This is a genomic window from Curtobacterium sp. UNCCL17, from assembly GCF_000686685.1.
Classification (GTDB): Bacteria; Actinomycetota; Actinomycetes; order Actinomycetales; family Microbacteriaceae; genus Curtobacterium; species Curtobacterium flaccumfaciens.
Genome location: NZ_JMLI01000022.1, coordinates 40,835 through 57,427, shown reverse-complemented (window position 1 = coordinate 57,427; position 16,593 = coordinate 40,835). Strand labels below are relative to the sequence as shown.

The following is a 16,593-nucleotide window of genomic DNA, read 5'->3' as shown; positions in this document are numbered from 1 at the left end:
GTGACGACACCCGTTCGCCCGAAGCCCGACACCGTGCAGGACGCGGCAGCCACCCCCGACAAGGAGCAGCCGTACGACGCGCTGGGCCTGAAGCCGGACGAGTACGCCCGCATCAAGGAGATCCTCGGCCGCCGCCCCACCTCGGGCGAGCTGGCGATGTACTCGGTGATGTGGAGCGAGCACTGCTCCTACAAGTCCTCGAAGAACTACCTCCGTCAGTTCGGCAAGAAGGTCACGCCGGAGATGACGAAGAACCTGATGGTCGGCATGGGCGAGAACGCCGGTGTCGTCGACGTCGGCAACGGCTGGGCGGTGACCTTCAAGGTCGAGTCGCACAACCACCCGTCCTACGTCGAGCCCTACCAGGGCGCGGCCACCGGTGTCGGCGGCATCGTCCGCGACATCATCTCGATGGGCGCCCGCCCCGTCGCCGTGATGGACCAGCTCCGCTTCGGTGCGATCGACCACGAGGACACCGCACGCGTCGTGCACGGCGTCGTCGGCGGCATCTCGTTCTACGGCAACTGCCTCGGCCTGCCGAACATCGGCGGCGAGACCTACTTCGACCCGGTGTACCAGGGCAACCCGCTGGTCAACGCCCTCGCGGTCGGCGTGCTCCGCCACGAGGACCTGCACCTGGCGAACGCGTCCGGTGCCGGCAACAAGGTCGTCCTGTTCGGCGCCCGCACCGGTGGCGACGGCATCGGCGGCGCGTCGATCCTGGCGTCCGACACCTTCACCGAGGGTGGCCCGACCAAGCGTCCGGCCGTGCAGGTCGGCGACCCCTTCGCCGAGAAGGTCCTGATCGAGTGCTGCCTCGAGCTGTTCCAGAAGGACCTGGTCGAGGGCATCCAGGACCTCGGCGCCGCGGGCATCTCCTGCGCCACCTCGGAGCTCGCGAGCAACGGTGACGGCGGCATGCACATCTCGCTCGACGACGTCCTGCTCCGCGACCCCACGCTCACCGCCGAAGAGATCCTGATGTCGGAGAGCCAGGAGCGCATGATGGCGGTCGTCCGCCCCGACAAGCTCGATGAGTTCCTGAGCGTCGTCGGCAAGTGGGAGGTCGAGACCAGCGTGCTGGGCGAGGTCACCGGCACCGGCCGACTCGTCATCGACTGGCAGGGCCAGGAGATCGTGAACGTCGACCCGCGCACCGTCGCCGTCGACGGCCCGGTCTACGACCGCCCGGTCGCCTACCCGACCTGGATCGACGCGCTGCAGGCCGACACCGCCGCCTCGCTCGACCGACCCGCTGACGGCCCCGCGCTGAAGGCACAGTTCCTCAGCCTGCTCGGTTCGCCGAACCTGGCGTCGAAGAACTGGGTCACGAACCAGTACGACACCTACGTGCTCGGCAACACCGCGCTGTCCTTCCCCGACGACGGCGGCATGATCCGCGTCGACGAGGAAACGGGGCTCGGTGTCGCCATCGCCACCGACGCGAACGGCCGCTACTGCCAGCTCGACCCGAAGCAGGGTGCACGTCTGGCCCTGGCCGAGGCCTACCGCAACGTCGCCGTCACCGGTGCCGTCCCCGCCGCCGTCACCGACTGCCTGAACTTCGGCTCCCCCGAGAACCCGGAGGTCATGTGGCAGTTCTCCGAGGCGGTCGAGGGCCTGGCCGACGGCTGCATGGAGCTCGGCATCCCGGTCACCGGCGGCAACGTGTCGTTCTACAACCAGACCGGCTCGACCCCCATCCACCCGACGCCCGTCGTCGGCGTGCTCGGCATCATCGACGACGTCGCCAAGCGCGTGCCGTCGGGGTGGCAGGACGACGGCCACAACATCTACCTGCTCGGCACCACGAGCCTCGAGCTCGACGGTTCCGCGTGGGCCGGCACCGTGCACGGGCACCTGGGCGGGCGTCCGCCGGCGGTCGACCTCGAGCGCGAGAAGGCCCTCGCCGAGCTGCTGTACGCGGCGTCCGGCGAGCAGCTGCTCACCAGCGCGCACGACCTGGCGGACGGCGGCCTCGGCCAGTCCCTCGCCGAGTCGGTGCTCCGCTTCGGCATCGGCGCCCGCGTGGTCCTCGACGAGCTCGAGACCCGCGACGGCATCGACACCGCGACGGCCCTGTTCTCCGAGTCGACCGGTCGCGTGATCGTGACCGTCCGCCGCGAGGACGACGTGCGGTTCCAGGGCATGTGCGACGGCCGGGGCTTCCCGGTGCTGCGCATCGGCGTGACCGACGCGACGTCGAGCACGCTCGAGGTCCAGGGCGCGTTCGAGGCCACGGTCGACGAGCTGCGCGGCACCCACGCCGCGACGCTGCCGGCCCGTTTCGGCGACGTGATCGTCGAGGACGTCACCGAGGGGTACGTCGGCCGCGGGCCGCTCGACTCCGACGGTGCCTTCTCGCCGCGCACCGACGCCTAGGCCCGGCTCGCGGATGCCGATCGTCACCCTGCCCTTCGCCGAGCTCGTCGACCGGTTCGGCCCCGTGCCGGACGGCATCGAGCTGGACGTCTGGGACGTCGAGTCGCCGTACGGTCGCCCGGACGACGTCGCGATCACGTTCCTGCCGTTCTACTTCGAGGGGCGGCACCGCTGGCAGTTCGTGCACGACCTGCCCGAGCTCCAGCTGCTGCAGCTGCCGAGCGCCGGGTACGAGCACGCCGTCCCGCACGTGCCGGGTCACGCGCAGCTGGCGAACGGTCGCGGCATCCACGACGACGAGACCGCCGAGCTCGCGGTCGGTCTCGCGCTGACGTCGCTCCGTGAGATCTCGGCGTTCCAGGTCGACCGTGCCAACGGCGTCTGGGACGCCCGCGAGACCCGATCGCTCGCCGACCGCCGGGTGACCGTCGTCGGTTACGGGGCGATCGGGTCCGCGATCGCCACCCGGTTCGAGGCGTTCCGCACCGAGGTGACGGTGGTCGCCCGGACCGCTCGCGAGCAGGACGGCCGGCACGTGCACGCGTTCGGCGAGCTGCCCGAACTCGCCCCGGCGACCGACGTGCTCGTGCTCATCGCGCCGCTCACCGCCGAGACCGAACGCCTGGTCGACGCGGAGCTGCTCGGGGCACTGCCGGACGGCGCCCTCGTGGTGAACGTGGCGCGCGGCAAGGTCGTCGACACGGACGCCCTGGTCGCCGAGCTGCGGTCGGAGCGGCTCTTCGCGGCCCTCGACGTCACCGACCCGGAGCCCCTGCCCGCCGGACACCCGCTCTGGACGACGCCGAACACCGTGCTGACCCCGCACGTCGGCGGCAACACCGACCTGAGCGTGCCGCGGTCGATCGAACTCATGCGAAAGCAGGTCGCCGCCCTGGCCGAGGGTCGCCCGTTCGAGAACCTGATCGAGTTCTAGCCGGCTGGTCCCGGCGTCAGAGCGGGACGACGCAGCTCGGGGTGCCGACCGGGATCTGCGCGACGGCCTCGCCGGGCATGCCCTCGGCGTCGAGCGGCAGGACGGCAACGGCGTCGGACATCTGGTTCGCCACCAGGACGAACCCGGGCACCCGCGCGAAGTGCCGCGGCCAGACTCCACCGCAGGGCACCGACGCGACGACCGCGAGCCCGCCGTCACGTGCGTCGAGCACCACGAGCAGGTCGCGCCCGCGCACCGCCACGTACGCGCGGCCGGCCTCGTCGACCTCGATGTGGCTGAGCAGCGACTCCCCCACGGCACCGTCGAACGTGGGCACGGCAGCGATCGTCAGGAACGACCCGGAGTCGTCACGGCGCAGGCGGTGCACGTGCCCGTCGAGTTCACCGGCGACGAGCAGGTCACCGTCGATCCAAGCCATGTGCCTCGGGCCGGCGCCGGGTGTCACGTGGTGCACGCGGAGTGCCTCGATCGCGGGGACCCCGTCGGCCGACACCGCGACGCGGAACTCGTGCAGGGCATCGCCGCCGAGGTCGGCGACGAGCACCGTGCCGTCCGGGGTGGCGATCGACTGGTGGGCGTGCGGGCCGTCCTGGCGGTCGTCGTCAGGACCCGTGGCGTCGGGCAGCACGGCGACCGCGACGGCTTCGGCCGGCACGGAGCGCTGGTCAGCGTCCCCGTGCAGCACCACGCCGTCGCTGGCGGTCACCGAGGCGGCGTGCGACTCGGCCGGGGCGAGGGAGATCGCCGTGACCGTACCGGAGACGTAGTTCGTGACGACGAGCACGCCCGAGGGGTCGACCCGCACGTGGCACGGGGCGTCTCCGCCGGCGGGGGCGTCCCACAGGTGCTCGAGTGCGCCACCCTGCAGCCGGAAGGCCGACACGGCGCCGTCGTTCGTCTCGGAGACCGCGTAGACCCGGTCACCCGAGACGGCGAGGAACGAGGGGTCGTCGAGCACCGCGACGGTCCGGGGTGCCGGGACGGCTCCGATCGGTCCGGCGTCGACCAGCGAGATGCCCGTGGCGTTCCCGCCGCCGGTCGCCGTGTACGACCCGATGAGCAGCGACGGCAGCTCGGCGCTCATTCGTCGCGGCCCGCGATGCGCTCGTGGTGGTGGATGACCTCGGCGACGATGAAGTTGAGGAACTTCTCGGCGAAGGCAGGGTCGAGGTGGGAGTCGGCGGCGAGCGACCGGAGCCGTGCGACCTGGATCCGTTCGCGGTCCGGGTCGGCGGCCGGCATGCCCGACTCGGCCTTCAGGTGCCCCACGCGCTGCGTGTACTTGAAACGCTCCGCGAGCATGTGGATGACGGCGGCGTCGATGTTGTCGATGCTCTGCCGGATGCTCCGCAGTTCGGCGACGGCGCTCGCGTCGGCCTCGGTCGGGGTGACGTCGTCGTTCATGGTCCGAGCCTACTGGCGGACGTGCAGCAGAACCCGGCCCGCTGCTGCGAGAATGTGCACATGTCGGTCCTGCTGGTGATCTCGGGCGTCTGTGCGGTCCTCGCGGGCCTCATCCACGTGTACATCTTCTTCCTCGAATCGGTCATCTGGACCAGTCCGCAAGCGCGCCGGATCTTCGGCATCGCTTCCGAGACCGAAGCCGTGGCGACCCGCTCGCTCGCCTTCAACCAGGGCTTCTACAACCTGTTCCTGGCGATCGGGGCCATCCTCGGCGTCGTGCTCGTGCTGGCCGGCAACACCGTGAGCGGCTGGACCCTCGTGGTGTTCTCGACGGCGAGCATGCTCGGTGCCGCGGTGATCCTGCTCGGCTCGGGTCGCAAGTACGTCAACTCCGCGTTCAAGCAGGGCACGCTCCCCCTGATCGCGCTGCTCTTCGCGCTGCTGGGCTCCACCATCGGCGTCTAGCCCCGCTTCCCCTCCCCCGAACTGCGAAAGCGACAGGGTGCCACCGGACATCGGCGGCACCCTGTCGCTTTCGTGGTGCTGACCAGCGGAACCGGCCAGCAGCGACGACCAGCCCTAGCCGAGCTTCTCCTCGAACTGCGCCGGCAGCTTGTCGAGCGCCCACTCGATCGCGGCTGTGGTGCCCATCGAGAACGCCGACGAGACGTCCTTGTCGTCGAAGACGATCGCGTGCCCGGCCTCGACCGACGGCACCTTCTGGAACAGCTTGTTCGACGAGGCCTCTGACGCGTCGACGTAGATCGGCAGGATCAGCGTCAGGTCGGCGTCGAGCAGGTCGAGGTTCTCGTCGGACAGGTGCACGGAGAACTCCTTGCCGGCCTGTTCGTCGATGGCCTTCGGGATCTCGAAGCCCAGGTTCCGCATGAAGGTCGAACGGCTGTCGGTGGAGGCGTACGCCCCGAAGCCCTCGGAGCTGTACGCACCGACGACGGCGGTCTTGCCTTCGAAGTCCGGGTGCGCCTTGCGTGCGGCGGCGTAGGCGTCGTCGAGGCCGGAGAGCAGCTTCTTGCCCTCGGACTCCTTGCCGAGCGCCTTCGCGATCATGGTCGTCTGCTGCTCGGTCGAGGCGAGGTAGTTCGCGCCGCCCTTCGGGATCGCCACGGTCGGCGCGATCGCGGAGAGCTTGTCGTACCGCTCCTTGTCGCCCGAGGACTTCACGTCGAGGATGACGTCGGGGTTGAGCTTGAGGATGTCCTCGTAGCTCGGCTCGAGCGTCTGGATGATCTTCGGCGACTTGTCGTACGCACCCTTGAGCCACGGACCGACACCGTCGCCGCCGAAGGCGAGCCAGTCGCTCGCACCGACCGGCTGCACGCCGAGCTCGAGCGCGGTCTCGGCGTCGCCCCACCCGAGCGCGACGACGCGCTTCGGTGCCGACTCGATGGTGGTGGTGCCGAGGCCGGTCGTGATCGAGACCGGGAACGCGGCGTCGGACGACCCCGACGACGCCGAGTCGGTCGAGGAGCCGGAGCCGGACGCACAGCCGGCGAGGACGAGGGACGCTGCGACGACGGCGCCGGCTGCGGCGAGCACGCGTCGGAGACGCAAGGGAGAACGGTTCACGAAGGGTAGCCTAACCTAACGGGGTGCTCAGGAACACGGCTGGCTAGGCTGGGTGACCGTGGCGTTCACCGATCCAGGCCGCACGCACCTCGCGGTGCTCGGCTCCCCCATCGCGCACTCGCTCTCGCCCACGCTCCACGCAGCGGCCTACGATGCGCTCGACCTGCCCTTCACCTACGGGAGGCACGAGGTTGCGTCCGGCGAGCTCGCCGCGTTCGTCGCGGGGCTGGGTCCGGAATGGCGTGGCCTGAGCCTCACGATGCCGCTCAAGCGCGAGGTCCTGCCGCTGCTCGACCGCACCACCCCGCTCGTCGACGAACTCGGGGTCGCCAACACGGTCGCGTTCCGCCTCGAGGGCTCCACGCTCGTCCGAGCCGGCGCCAACACCGACGTGCAGGGGCTCGTCCGCCCGGTCGAGGCACTCGGACACCTGCCCGGCGAGGCCACGATCCTGGGCGGCGGAGCCACTGCGGCGAGCGCCCTGACCGCTGCCGTGCGGCTCGGGGCGTCGCTCGTCCGGGTGTTCGTCCGTGACCCCGCGAAGACGCGCGCGCTGGTCGACCTGGCCGTCCGGCTCGGGGTCACGCTCGAGGTGCACCCCCTGACCGAGCTCGCCGGCACGCACCACGGGTTCGTCCTCTCGACACTGCCTGGCGGCGCCGCCGACCCGCTCGAGTTCCGTCCGTCGGGGCCGGACGCCGTCCTGTTCGACGTCGCCTACGAACCGTGGCCCACCGTGGTCGCCAGCCGCTGGACCGACGCCGGGGGCCGCGTGCTGAACGGCCTCGACATGCTCACCGAGCAGGCGATCGGGCAGATCCGGTTCTTCCTGACCGGTGACGAGGACGAGCTGCTCCCCGACGAGGCCGGGGTCCGCCGGGCGATGCGCACCGCGGTCGACCTGCCCGCCGTGATCGGCAGCTAGCCGGCGCCGGCAACCCTCGATCAGCCGCGGGACCGCGCCTCGGCGTCGAGCAGCGCGACGGAGACGTCCCACAGCCGATCGGCCTGGTCAGGATCGAGTGCCCAGGGCAGCACGCCGTGCAGGCCGTCCTCGATCCGCTCCACCACCGCTGCTTCGTGGCAGTCCTCGAAGTACCGACCCGTGACCCCGTCGAGTTCCGGTGCGGTGGCGAGCAGGACCGAAGTCGCGGCTCCCTGCTCCGGGGACTTCACGGCGTCGGCCGCGGCGATCTTCGTGGCGGCCAGGACCTCCGGGTCCCAGTGCTTCTGCAGCCCGGTCCAGATCCCGCCGGGCATGAGGGCGTTCGCGGTGATGCCGTCGGCGGCCCACCGGCGGCTGGCAGCGACGGCGAACAGCACGTTGGCGGTCTTCGACTGCCCGTACGCGAGTCCGGGCTCGTAGCGACGCCGGCGGAAGAACAGGTCGTCGAACACGACGGGCGAACCACCGTGTCCGCTCGACGACACCGAGACGATCCGTGCCGAACCCGAGGCAGCCAAGGAGTCGTGCAGCCCGAGCGCGAGGGCGAAGTGCCCGAGGTGGTTGGTCGCGAAGTGTGACTCCCACCCGGCGGGCGTGTACGACTCGGGCGCGTCCATGATGCCCGCATTGGCGACGAGCACGTCGAGCGGCCCCGACCACGCTGCGGTGAAGGCCTCGACGGAAGCCGGACGGTCCAGGTGCAGCTCGACGACGGCCGGCGCTTCCGTCCCCGTCGTCCGGGCGATGTCGTCCGCCACCCGTCGGCCGGCATCGACGTCCCGCACCGCGAGCGTCACGCGCGCCCCGGCTCCGGCGAGCGCTCGGGAGGTCTCCACGCCGATGCCGGACGCAGCACCGGTGACGATCGCCGTGCGCCCCGACAGGTCGAGGCCGTCGACGACCTCGGCGGCCGTGGTCCGGTCGCCGAAGCGGGTGAGGTCACGTGCGGGCATGTGGGCTCCTGTCAGCTGGCGTGGTGCGCAGTCGTCAGGCGACCACGCCGTCCACGTAGAACCATCGTCCCTGCTCGCGGACGAAGTCGCTCGTCTCCTCGAGCGTGCCGCGCTCGTCGTCGGAACGCCACCACGCGCGGAACGTGACGGTGCCGTGGGAGTCGAACGGGCCTCCCGAGGTGGTCGCCAGCACGTCCAACCGGGTCCAGCGCTGGGTCGGGTCCAACTCGAGACCCGCGGGGCGGGTGCGCGGGTGCCAGGTGAGCAGCAGGTACTCCGGCAGGCCCAGCGCGAAGGCGCTGAAGCGGGAGCGCATGAGCCGTTCCGCGGTCGGCGCCACGGCCCCGGCATGCAGGGGGCCGCAGCACTCCCCGTAGGGGTTGCCGCTCAGGCAGGGGCAGCGCGTCGTGTCGGTGACCACCGGCCGAACGCTAGTCGACGATGGACAGCGTGACGGTGATGTTGCCGCGGGTGGCGTTCGAGTACGGGCAGATCTCGTGTGCACGCTCGGCCAGGCGCTGGCGCTGCTCCTGCGGGGCGTTCGGGGCGTAGACGTCGAGTTCGACCGCGAGACCGAAGGCGCCGTTGCCGGTGCCGCCGATGCCGACCTCGGCGGAGACCTCGGCGCCGGTGGTGTCGACCTCGAGCTCCTTGCCGGCGGCGTGCAGGGCACCGAGGAAGCACGCGGCGTACCCGGCGGCGAAGAGCTGCTCGGGGTTCGTGCCCTCGCCGCTGCCGCCCATCTCCTTGGGCGGGCGGGTGTCGAGGTCGAGCCGGTCGTCCTCGCTGCGGACGTGTCCGTCGCGGCCGCCTCCGGTGGCGTGGGCAGCGGCGGTGTAGACGATGTCGAGACTCATGGTCCGAGGTCACCGTGCTCGCCTGGACGAATCCTGAGCGGCAGCACCACGTCGCGGGTGCGGTGGCTCCGGGCGGGGAGCGCTCGGGCGTGTCCGGGTGGAGGCGGCGGAGGCGAGCGTCCGGGCACGCGGCACCCTCAGCAGGTAGACATGATGGATGTTCACGCTCGGGTGGCAGGTCTTCCGCCGGCACGTCACGGACGTGCTGGATCCGGCACGCGTCCGTCGCGCTGCCCGGTGGTCCGGGTTCGCGGCGGTCGTCGCGCTGGTCGGCATGGCCGTCCTGGAGGCGCGGGTCGACTGGACGGGGACCGCCCCGGTCCGCGGCGTGGTCGCGATGGTGCTGCTGACGCTCGGCGTCGGACTGCTCACCTTCGCGTGCATCCCGACGTGGCAGCCGCCGGACCCCTCGACCACGATCAACGGTCGGCAGGTGCGGCCCTCGTGGCAGCTCGCCGCGCGGGGCGCCACGCAGCTCTACGTGCAGCGTCGTCCGGTGCCGGTCCGGCCGGAGCACCGCGACGTCGTCCGCACCGACACGGTCCTGCTGCGGCGGGGGCTGATCGGCACGCTCGCCCGGGCCGCACCGTTGCTCGGTTCGGCTCTCGTTGCTGTCCTCGGGGTGTTCGTCCTCGGGCTCGCCACCTGGTTCCACGTGCTCTGGATCGCGGTCCACGCAATCGGGCTGTCGGAGTACGTCGTCCGCCTCGGCCGCTCCGAACGCGCCCGCCTGGCCGCCGAGTCCCTCGACCCGGTCCCGGAGACGCCCGCACCCGAGACCCCCGCCCGCCCCACTTCGTGAGCAGAAGCGGTCGAGTCGCTGTGGGGCACTCGACCATTCCTGCTCACGAAGCGTGAACGGCGCACCCCGACGCGCACCACTGTCGGCGGCGACGGGCACACTGGGCACATGTGTGGAAGGTTCGTCGTCTCCGACACCACGGCCGATCTGTTGCCCGAGCTCATGGGCGAGCTCGCCGCCCGGACCGAGCACGTCGACGAGGACACCGGCGAGGTGCACCCCGGCCTCGCCCCGAGCTGGAACGTCGCCCCGACCGACCCCGTGTACGCCGTCCGCCAGCGGCACGGCGAACGGGAGCTCCCGCAGATCAGCTGGGGCTTCGTGCCGAGCTGGGCGAAGGACTTCCAGAAGCAGCGCCCGAAGCCGATCAACGCCCGCATCGAGACGGTCGCGACGAGCGGCATGTTCAAGCGGGCCTTCGCCACGAACCGCTGCATCGTCCCGGCGCAGGGGTACTACGAGTGGGTGGTGCGCGAGGACGGCAAGGAACCCCACTTCGTGCACGAACCCGGCGGCGCCCTGGCGATGGCCGGCGTCGTGAGCGCCTGGCCCGACCCCACGAAGCCCGAGGGCGACCCGGACAAGTGGCGCCTGTCGCTCGCGATCATCACCCGTGACGCCCACGTCGCCCCGGGCGAGGTCCACGACCGCATGCCGGCGTTCCTGACGCCCGACGGCTACGACGACTGGCTCGGCGGCGACCTGCACGCCGACGACCTGCTGGCCCTGCTCGACCACGAGTCGCTGACGGTGGCCGCTGGCCTTGCGCAGTACGAGGTCTCCCGCACGGTGAACAGCGTGCGGAACGACGGACCGCAGCTCATCGCGCCCGTCGCGTAGGCGGCCGCGCCCCGCGCGCGGACAGGAGGCCCGGATCACCGCAGCGGGTCTGCTGCGGTGATCCGGGCCTCCAGTCCGGTGCCCGTTACGGACGTGCGCTGCGGCGGATGCCCGGCACGACGCGGACCGCGATCCGTCGCCGGGTCACCAGGAGCACGCCCGCCAGCATGAGCGCGAGTGCCGCGAGCCCGAGACCGACCAGTCCGGTCACGCCCGTGAAGGCGAGCTCGGTGCCGTGGACGAACGCGGCGAGCCCGGTCGGGAACGTGACCGTGACGGTCGCGGTGACCGTCTGACCCGCACTGTCGGTGATGGTGTAACCGACGAAGGTGGTTCCGGTGAAGCCGTCCTGCGGGGTGAAGACGACCCGGCCGTCGCGGATGGTCCACGTGCCCTGGTCGGCGACGACCACACGGTCGGTCGGTGTGCCGGACTCCGGGTGGAGCAGGTGCAGCGTGCCCGACTCGAACGTGGCGCCGCCGGTGGCGGAGTCGTTGTCGAGCGGATCCACGACGACACGGTGTCCGACGATCCCGGTGGCGGAGTCGTCGGTGGCGACCGCCGCGGCGACCACGGTCATGGTCGCGGTGGCGGTGGCCGTCTGCCCCGAGGCGTCCGTCACCGTGTAGGTGAAGGTGTCCGTGCCGGTGAAGCCGGCGGCCGGGGTGTAGACGTACGCGCCGTTCCGCTGGATCGTCACGGTGCCGTGGGCGGGCTTCCGGGCCGGGGCCGCGGTGAGGCCGGTGCCCTGGTCGTCGGCGAGCAGACCGTGGCGGGCGTCACGGGCGACGGGCGTGCCGGACACGGTGTGCCCGGTGTCGTCCGCTGCGGCGATGCCGACCGTGATCGTGACGGTGGCGTCGACCTGCTGCTCCATCGAGTCCTGCGCACGGTACGTGACGGTGTCGGTACCCGAGAAGCCCTTCGCCGGGGTGTAGACGAACGTGCCGTCGGCGGCGATGGAGGCCTTGCCGTGCCGGGCCTGACCCACCGCGACGACCGTCAGGGCGTCACCGTGGTCGTTGCCGAGCACGCCGTGGCCGGCGACCCGGACGGTCTTGCCGGCCGTGGTCGTCGTCTTGTCGTCCTTCGCGACCGGGGCGACGTCGATGATGACGCGCGCGAACGCCGCGGTGCCGTCGGAGTCGTTGGCCGAGTAGGTGAACCAGTCACGGCCGGACCAGTTCGACGTGGGCGTGTAGACGTACGAACCGTCCTTCTCGAGCGAGAGCTTCCCGTTGAACGGCTTCGTCTCCATGGCGGCCCAGAGCCCACGGCCGGAGTCGCCGACCAGCACGCCCCTGTCGGCGGACATGCGCATGCTGCGGTTCGTCGACATGGTGTGCCAGTGGTCGACCGCGGCGACGCCGACGACGACCGTGACCGTCGCGGTCGAGGTCCGTCCGGCGCCGTCGGTCACCGTGTACTCGAACGTGTCCGCACCGGAGAACCCCTTCGCCGGGGCGTAGACGAGCGAGCCGGGCTCGGTGCCCTCGGTCACGGTGCCGTGCTCGGCGCGGCCGTGCGCGGTGACGGCGAGGCCGGTGCCGCGGTCGTTGCCGGTCAGGGTCGCGCCGCTGATCGGCAGCGCGGTGTTCGCCGCGGTGCGCAGAGCGTCGGCGACCGCGGTCGGCGTGACGGTCACGGTGACGGTCGCCGTCGCGGTGCCGCCGGTCGGGTCGGTCACCGTGTAGGTGAACGTGTCCGTGCCGGAGAACCCGTCGGCGGGCGTGTACGTGACCGAGCTGGCGCCGGTCGCGCCGCTGTCGGTTCCGCCGGCCGTCGTGCTGCCGGTGATCGTGGCGGTGCCGTGGCCGGGCTTCGACACCGCGGTGACGGCCAGCTTCGTGCCCGAGTCGTTGCCGGTGACGGCGACGTCGACCGGGGTCGCGGCGCTCGTCGTCGCGGTGTCCGCTGCGGCCTTGGGGGCGACGACGATCGTGACGGTGCCCGTGGTGGTCGTGCCGGAGCCGTCGGTGACCGTGTAGTCGAACCCGTCCGGGCCGGAGTAGCCCGGCTCGGGCTTGTACGTGTACGAGCCGTCCTCGTCGACCGCGACCTCGCCGTGCGAGGGCTCCGTGTGGTCGGTGACCGCCAGGTCGGTGCCCTTCGCACCGTCGAGCAGGCCGGTGCCGGCCGGCACGGTGGTGGTGGCGTCGGCCTCGGCCGAGGTCGAACCGCCGCCGGCGACCGGGGTGACGGTGACCGTCAGGGTGCCGGTGTTCGTGGCGCCCGACGGGTCCGTCACCGTGTAGGTGACGGTGTCCGTGCCGGAGAAGCCGTCCTTCGGCGTGTACGTGATCGTGCCGTCGTCGTTGCGGGTCGCGGTGCCGTTCTTCCCGTCGGTGACGGACACGACGGTCAGGCCGGTGCCGTGGTCGTTGCCCGTCAGGGCGCCGGAGGTGACCGTGGTGCTGCCACCCGCCGCGACGGTGACGGTGTCGGGCTCCGTGCCGGGGCGGACCGTGACCGTGACGGTGCCGGTGGTGGTGCGGCCGGCGGGGTCCGTCGCCGTGTAGGTGAAGGTGTCCGTGCCCGAGAAGCCGTCCTTCGGCGTGTAGATGTACGAGCCGTTCGCCGCGAGCTCGACCGTGCCGTGTGCGGGCTGCTGGTCGACGGTCGCGGTCAGGCCGGTGCCCCGGTCGTTCGCGAGCACGCCGTCGCCCTTCGCGACGGTCAGCGTCGAGCCGGCCGTGGCGGTGGCGGTGTCGGCCGTGGCCCATGGGCCGACGACGACCGTGACCGTGCCGGTGGTGGAGCGGCTGGCGGCGTCGGTCACCGTGTAGGTGAAGGTGTCCGTGCCCGAGAAGCCGTCGGCCGGGGTGTAGACGACGCGGCCGGTGGCGCGGTCGAGCGTGACGGTGCCGCGGGCGGCGCCGGTCTCGCCGGTGCCGGCGCCGGTGCCGGTGCCGGTGCCGGTGCCGTTGCCGGCGGCCCCGCCTGGGGTCACGTCGGTCACGGTCAGCCCCGTGCCCCGGTCGTTGCCGGTCAGGGTGGCGGCGTCGATCGTCAGCGCCTCGTCGGCCCGGGTCGACACCGTGTCGGCGGTCGCGACGGGTCGCACGGTGATCGTGACGGTCGCCGCACCGGTGGTGACACCGCTGCCGTCGGTCACCGTGTAGGTGAACGAGTCGGGGCCGGACGCGCCGACGGTGGGCGTGTACTCGACCGAGCCGTCCGCTGCGACGACGGCCGTGCCGTGGGACGGACCGGTGACGATCGTGGTCTCGAGGTCCGAGCCACGGTCGTTGCCCTGCACGTCGATCGTCAACGGGGTGCCGGAGTCGGTCGACGCGGTGTCGGCGCCGATGGTCGGGTTGACCGTGATGGTGACGGTCGCGGTGCTCGGCGAGCCGGAGCCGTCGACGGCCGTGTAGGTGAACGCGTCGGGGCCGGAGTACCCGTCGGTCGGTGTGTAGGTGAACGTGCCGGTGGCCTTGTCGAGCGTCAGCGCACCGTGCGAGGGGGACGTGTTCGACGCCACGGTGAGCCCGGTGCCGGAGTCGTTGCCGAGCACACCGGTCGCCCGGGTGCCGGCGGTGGCCGTGCCACCCGCGGCGACCTTGACGGTGTCGTCCTGTGCGGCCGGAGCGACCTGCACGGTGACCGTGACGGTGTCGGTCCCGCCGCTGCCGTCGGTCACGGTGTACGTGAAGGAGTCGGTGCCGGAGAACCCGGGTGCCGGGGTGTACGAGTACGAGCCGTCCGGTCGCACCGTCGCCGAGCCGTGGGCGGGGGCGCTGCTGCCGGTGACCGTCAGGCCGGTGCCCAGGTCGTTGTCGAGCACGTTGCCGGTCGTCGTCGACCCGGCCGTCGCGGCGACGGCGTCGGCCGTCGCGGTGGGCAGCACGGTGAGCCGCACGGTCGCGGTGACGGTCTCGCCGGAGCCGTCCTTCGCCGTGTACGTGAACGAGTCCGGGCCGGAGTACCCCTTGTCGGCGCCGTAGGAGAACGACCCGTCGGGGCCGATCTTCACCAGACCGTGCGACGGCTGGCCGCTGCCGGTCAGGGTCAGGTCGGACCCGCGGTCGTTCGTCAGGACGCCGTCCGCGGCGTTCACCTTGAGCACGGTGCCCGCGTGCACGCTGTACGCGTCGTCGGAGCCCTTCGGCGCGACGGTGACGGTCACGGTGCTGGTCGAGGTCTGCCCGGAGGAGTCCTTCGCCGTGTACTGGAACGTGTCCGAGCCGGAGAACCCGCCGGCCGGGGTGTACGTGTACGAGCCGTCGGCGGCGACCGTGGCGGTGCCGTGCGCCGGCGTGGTGTTCGAGACGACGGACAGGCCGGTGCCGCGGTCGTTCGCGAGCACGCCCGAGGCGGCCGGCACCGAGAGCGCCGTGCCGGTGGGGGTCGTGGCGGTGTCGCTGCTGGTGGAGACGTGCGTGGCCTTCAGCGTGTTCGTGAAGGTGACCAGGACGTCCGTGCCGTCCGCGGTGGTGGCCGCCGGGAACGTGAAGGTCCCCGTGGTGCCGGTGCCGCTGGCGACGGTCGTGCCGGTCGTCTGGTCCACCGCCTTCCACGTGGTGTCGTAGTTCGCCGGGTCGGTGGTGCCCGCGGCGGTCTGCTTGACCGTGTACTCCTTGTTCGGCGTCGTCAGGACGGCGCCTGCCTTCTGCGCCTGCACGCCCGTGGCGGAACCGGTCGTGGTGCCGGAGACGCCCGCGGTCGCCGGGTCGATGCCGCCGCCGCTGATGGCCAGGGCGAACTGGTCGCCGCTGCTCCAGCGCTGGTCGACGCTCGCCGCACCCGTGACGGTGTCGGCGTAGTTGCAGCTCGCCAGGTCACTCGCGGCGTAGTTGCCGACGATGGGGAAGCTGCGGACCTCCTTGCCCGAGGTCGGGTCGAGCTGGTAGATCGTGGTCGTCGCGACGCTGTTGGTCGTCACGGTGTTCGAGACGTAGAGGTAGCCGTCGGACGAGAACGCGATGCCGGGGCTGTTCGTGCTCGCCGGCAGGGTCGCGATCTCGGTCGTGCTCATCGCCGTGGTGCCCGCGGTCGCCGGCACCTGGTCGACGTTGACGCGGTAGACCTTGTTCGCCGCGACGACGAAGAACAGGCCGCGCGAGCTGAACGCGAAGTCACCGTTGGCGTTCGCGGTGTCCGCGGCGTTGCGCTTCGTGAGCCCGTCGATCTGACCGACCTGGCCGAGGTACTTGCCCGTCGACGGGTCGTACGCGCCGAGCCACCCGGTGTTGTCGCCGTAGTAGTAGATCCCCGTCACCGGGTTGACCGCGCCCCGGATGACGGGGCGCGTCTTGTCCGTCGCGACCGGGTCCGATGCGACACCGGTCTTCGGGTCGAACTGCCGCAGGGTCGCGGTCTGGTTGTTCGACGCCGCGAACATCGAGACGCCCTCGCGCGAGATGCCGAGACCGTTGTTCGCGCCGGTGCCGAGGTTCGTGACGTCGGCGGTGGTGCCCCGCGAGGCCCCGGTGCTGATGTCGACCGCGACGACCTTGCCCGTGCCGTCGACCGCGTACAGCGTCTCCTGCGGGGTGCAGACCATGGCGCCGTCCTTCGTGGCGCTGACGGCCGAGGCCGGCGCAGCCGCGACGACCGCCGAGGTGGCGGTCAGCCCGGTGCCCACCAGGAGTGCCGCACCGAGCACGGCGACCGCGCGCAGGCCGGGTCGGCGGGTGGCAGGGGTGCCGGCAGGACGGTCGGGACCGTCGGTGGGCACAGCGGTGCCCGGGTTCGTACGCTGCATGATCACTTTCGGGTCGAGACGATGCGGGCACCGAAACCGACCGGAGGATCAGGGAGAACGGTCGTTGGCGCCAGGTTGATCCTGGCAGTTCCTCGGGTTCTGATGGGGACAACCGGGGTCCCCAATAGGGGGGACCACTCGTTCAGGGGCCACGCCGCGG

General features: G+C 71.8%; 13 protein-coding genes. 6 read left to right on the top strand and 7 right to left on the bottom strand.

Features of this window, described 5'->3' with window-relative positions; all coding sequences use genetic code 11:
* Window positions 1-2,382 (top strand): phosphoribosylformylglycinamidine synthase subunit PurL, encoded by a 2,382-nt coding sequence (gene purL / locus BR70_RS19425; RefSeq protein WP_231495638.1) that lies wholly within the window; start codon window positions 1-3, stop codon window positions 2,380-2,382.
* 13 nt (window positions 2,383-2,395) lie between these two features.
* Window positions 2,396-3,316 carry a 2-hydroxyacid dehydrogenase gene (locus BR70_RS0104030; RefSeq protein WP_027465023.1) on the top strand — a complete coding sequence of 307 codons (921 nt, stop codon included), beginning with the start codon at window positions 2,396-2,398 and terminating at the stop codon, window positions 3,314-3,316.
* A 16-nt stretch (window positions 3,317-3,332) separates the two neighbouring features.
* On the opposite strand, the gene BR70_RS19420 is transcribed toward BR70_RS0104030, so the two are convergent.
* Window positions 3,333-4,421 (bottom strand): lactonase family protein, encoded by a 1,089-nt coding sequence (locus BR70_RS19420; RefSeq protein WP_051596617.1) that lies wholly within the window; start codon window positions 4,419-4,421, stop codon window positions 3,333-3,335.
* On the bottom strand, window positions 4,418-4,741 hold the full coding sequence (locus BR70_RS0104020; protein ID WP_027465022.1) for a chorismate mutase: 324 nt from the start codon (window positions 4,739-4,741) through the stop codon (window positions 4,418-4,420). Before BR70_RS0104020 ends, BR70_RS19420 begins: the two co-directional genes overlap by 4 nt.
* A 60-nt stretch (window positions 4,742-4,801) precedes the next feature.
* Here BR70_RS0104020 and BR70_RS0104015 point away from each other — a divergent pair, with 60 nt between their 5' ends.
* The gene (locus BR70_RS0104015) at window positions 4,802-5,206 is read left to right on the top strand and encodes a DUF1304 domain-containing protein (RefSeq protein ID WP_051596616.1); all 405 of its coding nucleotides are present in this window, start codon (window positions 4,802-4,804) and stop codon (window positions 5,204-5,206) included.
* 114 nt (window positions 5,207-5,320) lie between these two features.
* Here the strand turns inward: BR70_RS0104015 and BR70_RS0104010 are convergent, their stop codons facing one another.
* Complete coding sequence (locus BR70_RS0104010; RefSeq protein ID WP_027465020.1) at window positions 5,321-6,328, bottom strand: iron-siderophore ABC transporter substrate-binding protein; 1,008 nt, start codon at window positions 6,326-6,328, stop codon at window positions 5,321-5,323.
* Window positions 6,329-6,386: 58 nt separating this feature from the next.
* On the opposite strand from BR70_RS0104010, the gene BR70_RS0104005 reads away from it, so the two are divergent.
* Window positions 6,387-7,253: a shikimate dehydrogenase family protein gene (locus BR70_RS0104005; RefSeq protein ID WP_027465019.1), complete on the top strand. Its 867-nt coding sequence runs from the start codon at window positions 6,387-6,389 to the stop codon at window positions 7,251-7,253.
* A 20-nt stretch (window positions 7,254-7,273) separates the two neighbouring features.
* Here BR70_RS0104005 and BR70_RS0104000 read toward each other — a convergent pair whose 3' ends face one another.
* Genes BR70_RS0104000 through BR70_RS0103990 form a run of 3 tightly spaced genes read right to left on the bottom strand, consistent with a single transcriptional unit; the run spans window position 7,274 to window position 9,084 of the window.
* Window positions 7,274-8,227, bottom strand: coding sequence for an SDR family NAD(P)-dependent oxidoreductase (locus BR70_RS0104000; RefSeq protein WP_027465018.1), 954 nt, complete (start codon window positions 8,225-8,227; stop codon window positions 7,274-7,276).
* Between the two features lie 34 nt (window positions 8,228-8,261).
* Window positions 8,262-8,648, bottom strand: a complete 387-nt coding sequence (locus BR70_RS0103995) for a YchJ family protein (RefSeq protein WP_027465017.1) — start codon at window positions 8,646-8,648, stop codon at window positions 8,262-8,264.
* Window positions 8,649-8,658: 10 nt separating this feature from the next.
* Window positions 8,659-9,084, bottom strand: coding sequence for an organic hydroperoxide resistance protein (locus BR70_RS0103990; protein ID WP_027465016.1), 426 nt, complete (start codon window positions 9,082-9,084; stop codon window positions 8,659-8,661).
* A gap of 157 nt (window positions 9,085-9,241) precedes the next feature.
* Here BR70_RS0103990 and BR70_RS0103985 point away from each other — a divergent pair, with 157 nt between their 5' ends.
* Entirely contained in the window at window positions 9,242-9,886 is a 645-nt protein-coding gene (locus BR70_RS0103985) for a hypothetical protein (protein WP_027465015.1), read from the top strand.
* Window positions 9,887-9,994: 108 nt separating this feature from the next.
* Window positions 9,995-10,726, top strand: coding sequence for an SOS response-associated peptidase (locus BR70_RS0103980; RefSeq protein WP_027465014.1), 732 nt, complete (start codon window positions 9,995-9,997; stop codon window positions 10,724-10,726).
* Window positions 10,727-10,811: 85 nt separating this feature from the next.
* On the opposite strand, the gene BR70_RS0103975 is transcribed toward BR70_RS0103980, so the two are convergent.
* Window positions 10,812-16,433 carry an Ig-like domain-containing protein gene (locus BR70_RS0103975; RefSeq protein WP_155896766.1) on the bottom strand — a complete coding sequence of 1,874 codons (5,622 nt, stop codon included), beginning with the start codon at window positions 16,431-16,433 and terminating at the stop codon, window positions 10,812-10,814.
* Window positions 16,434-16,593 lie beyond the last annotated feature (160 nt).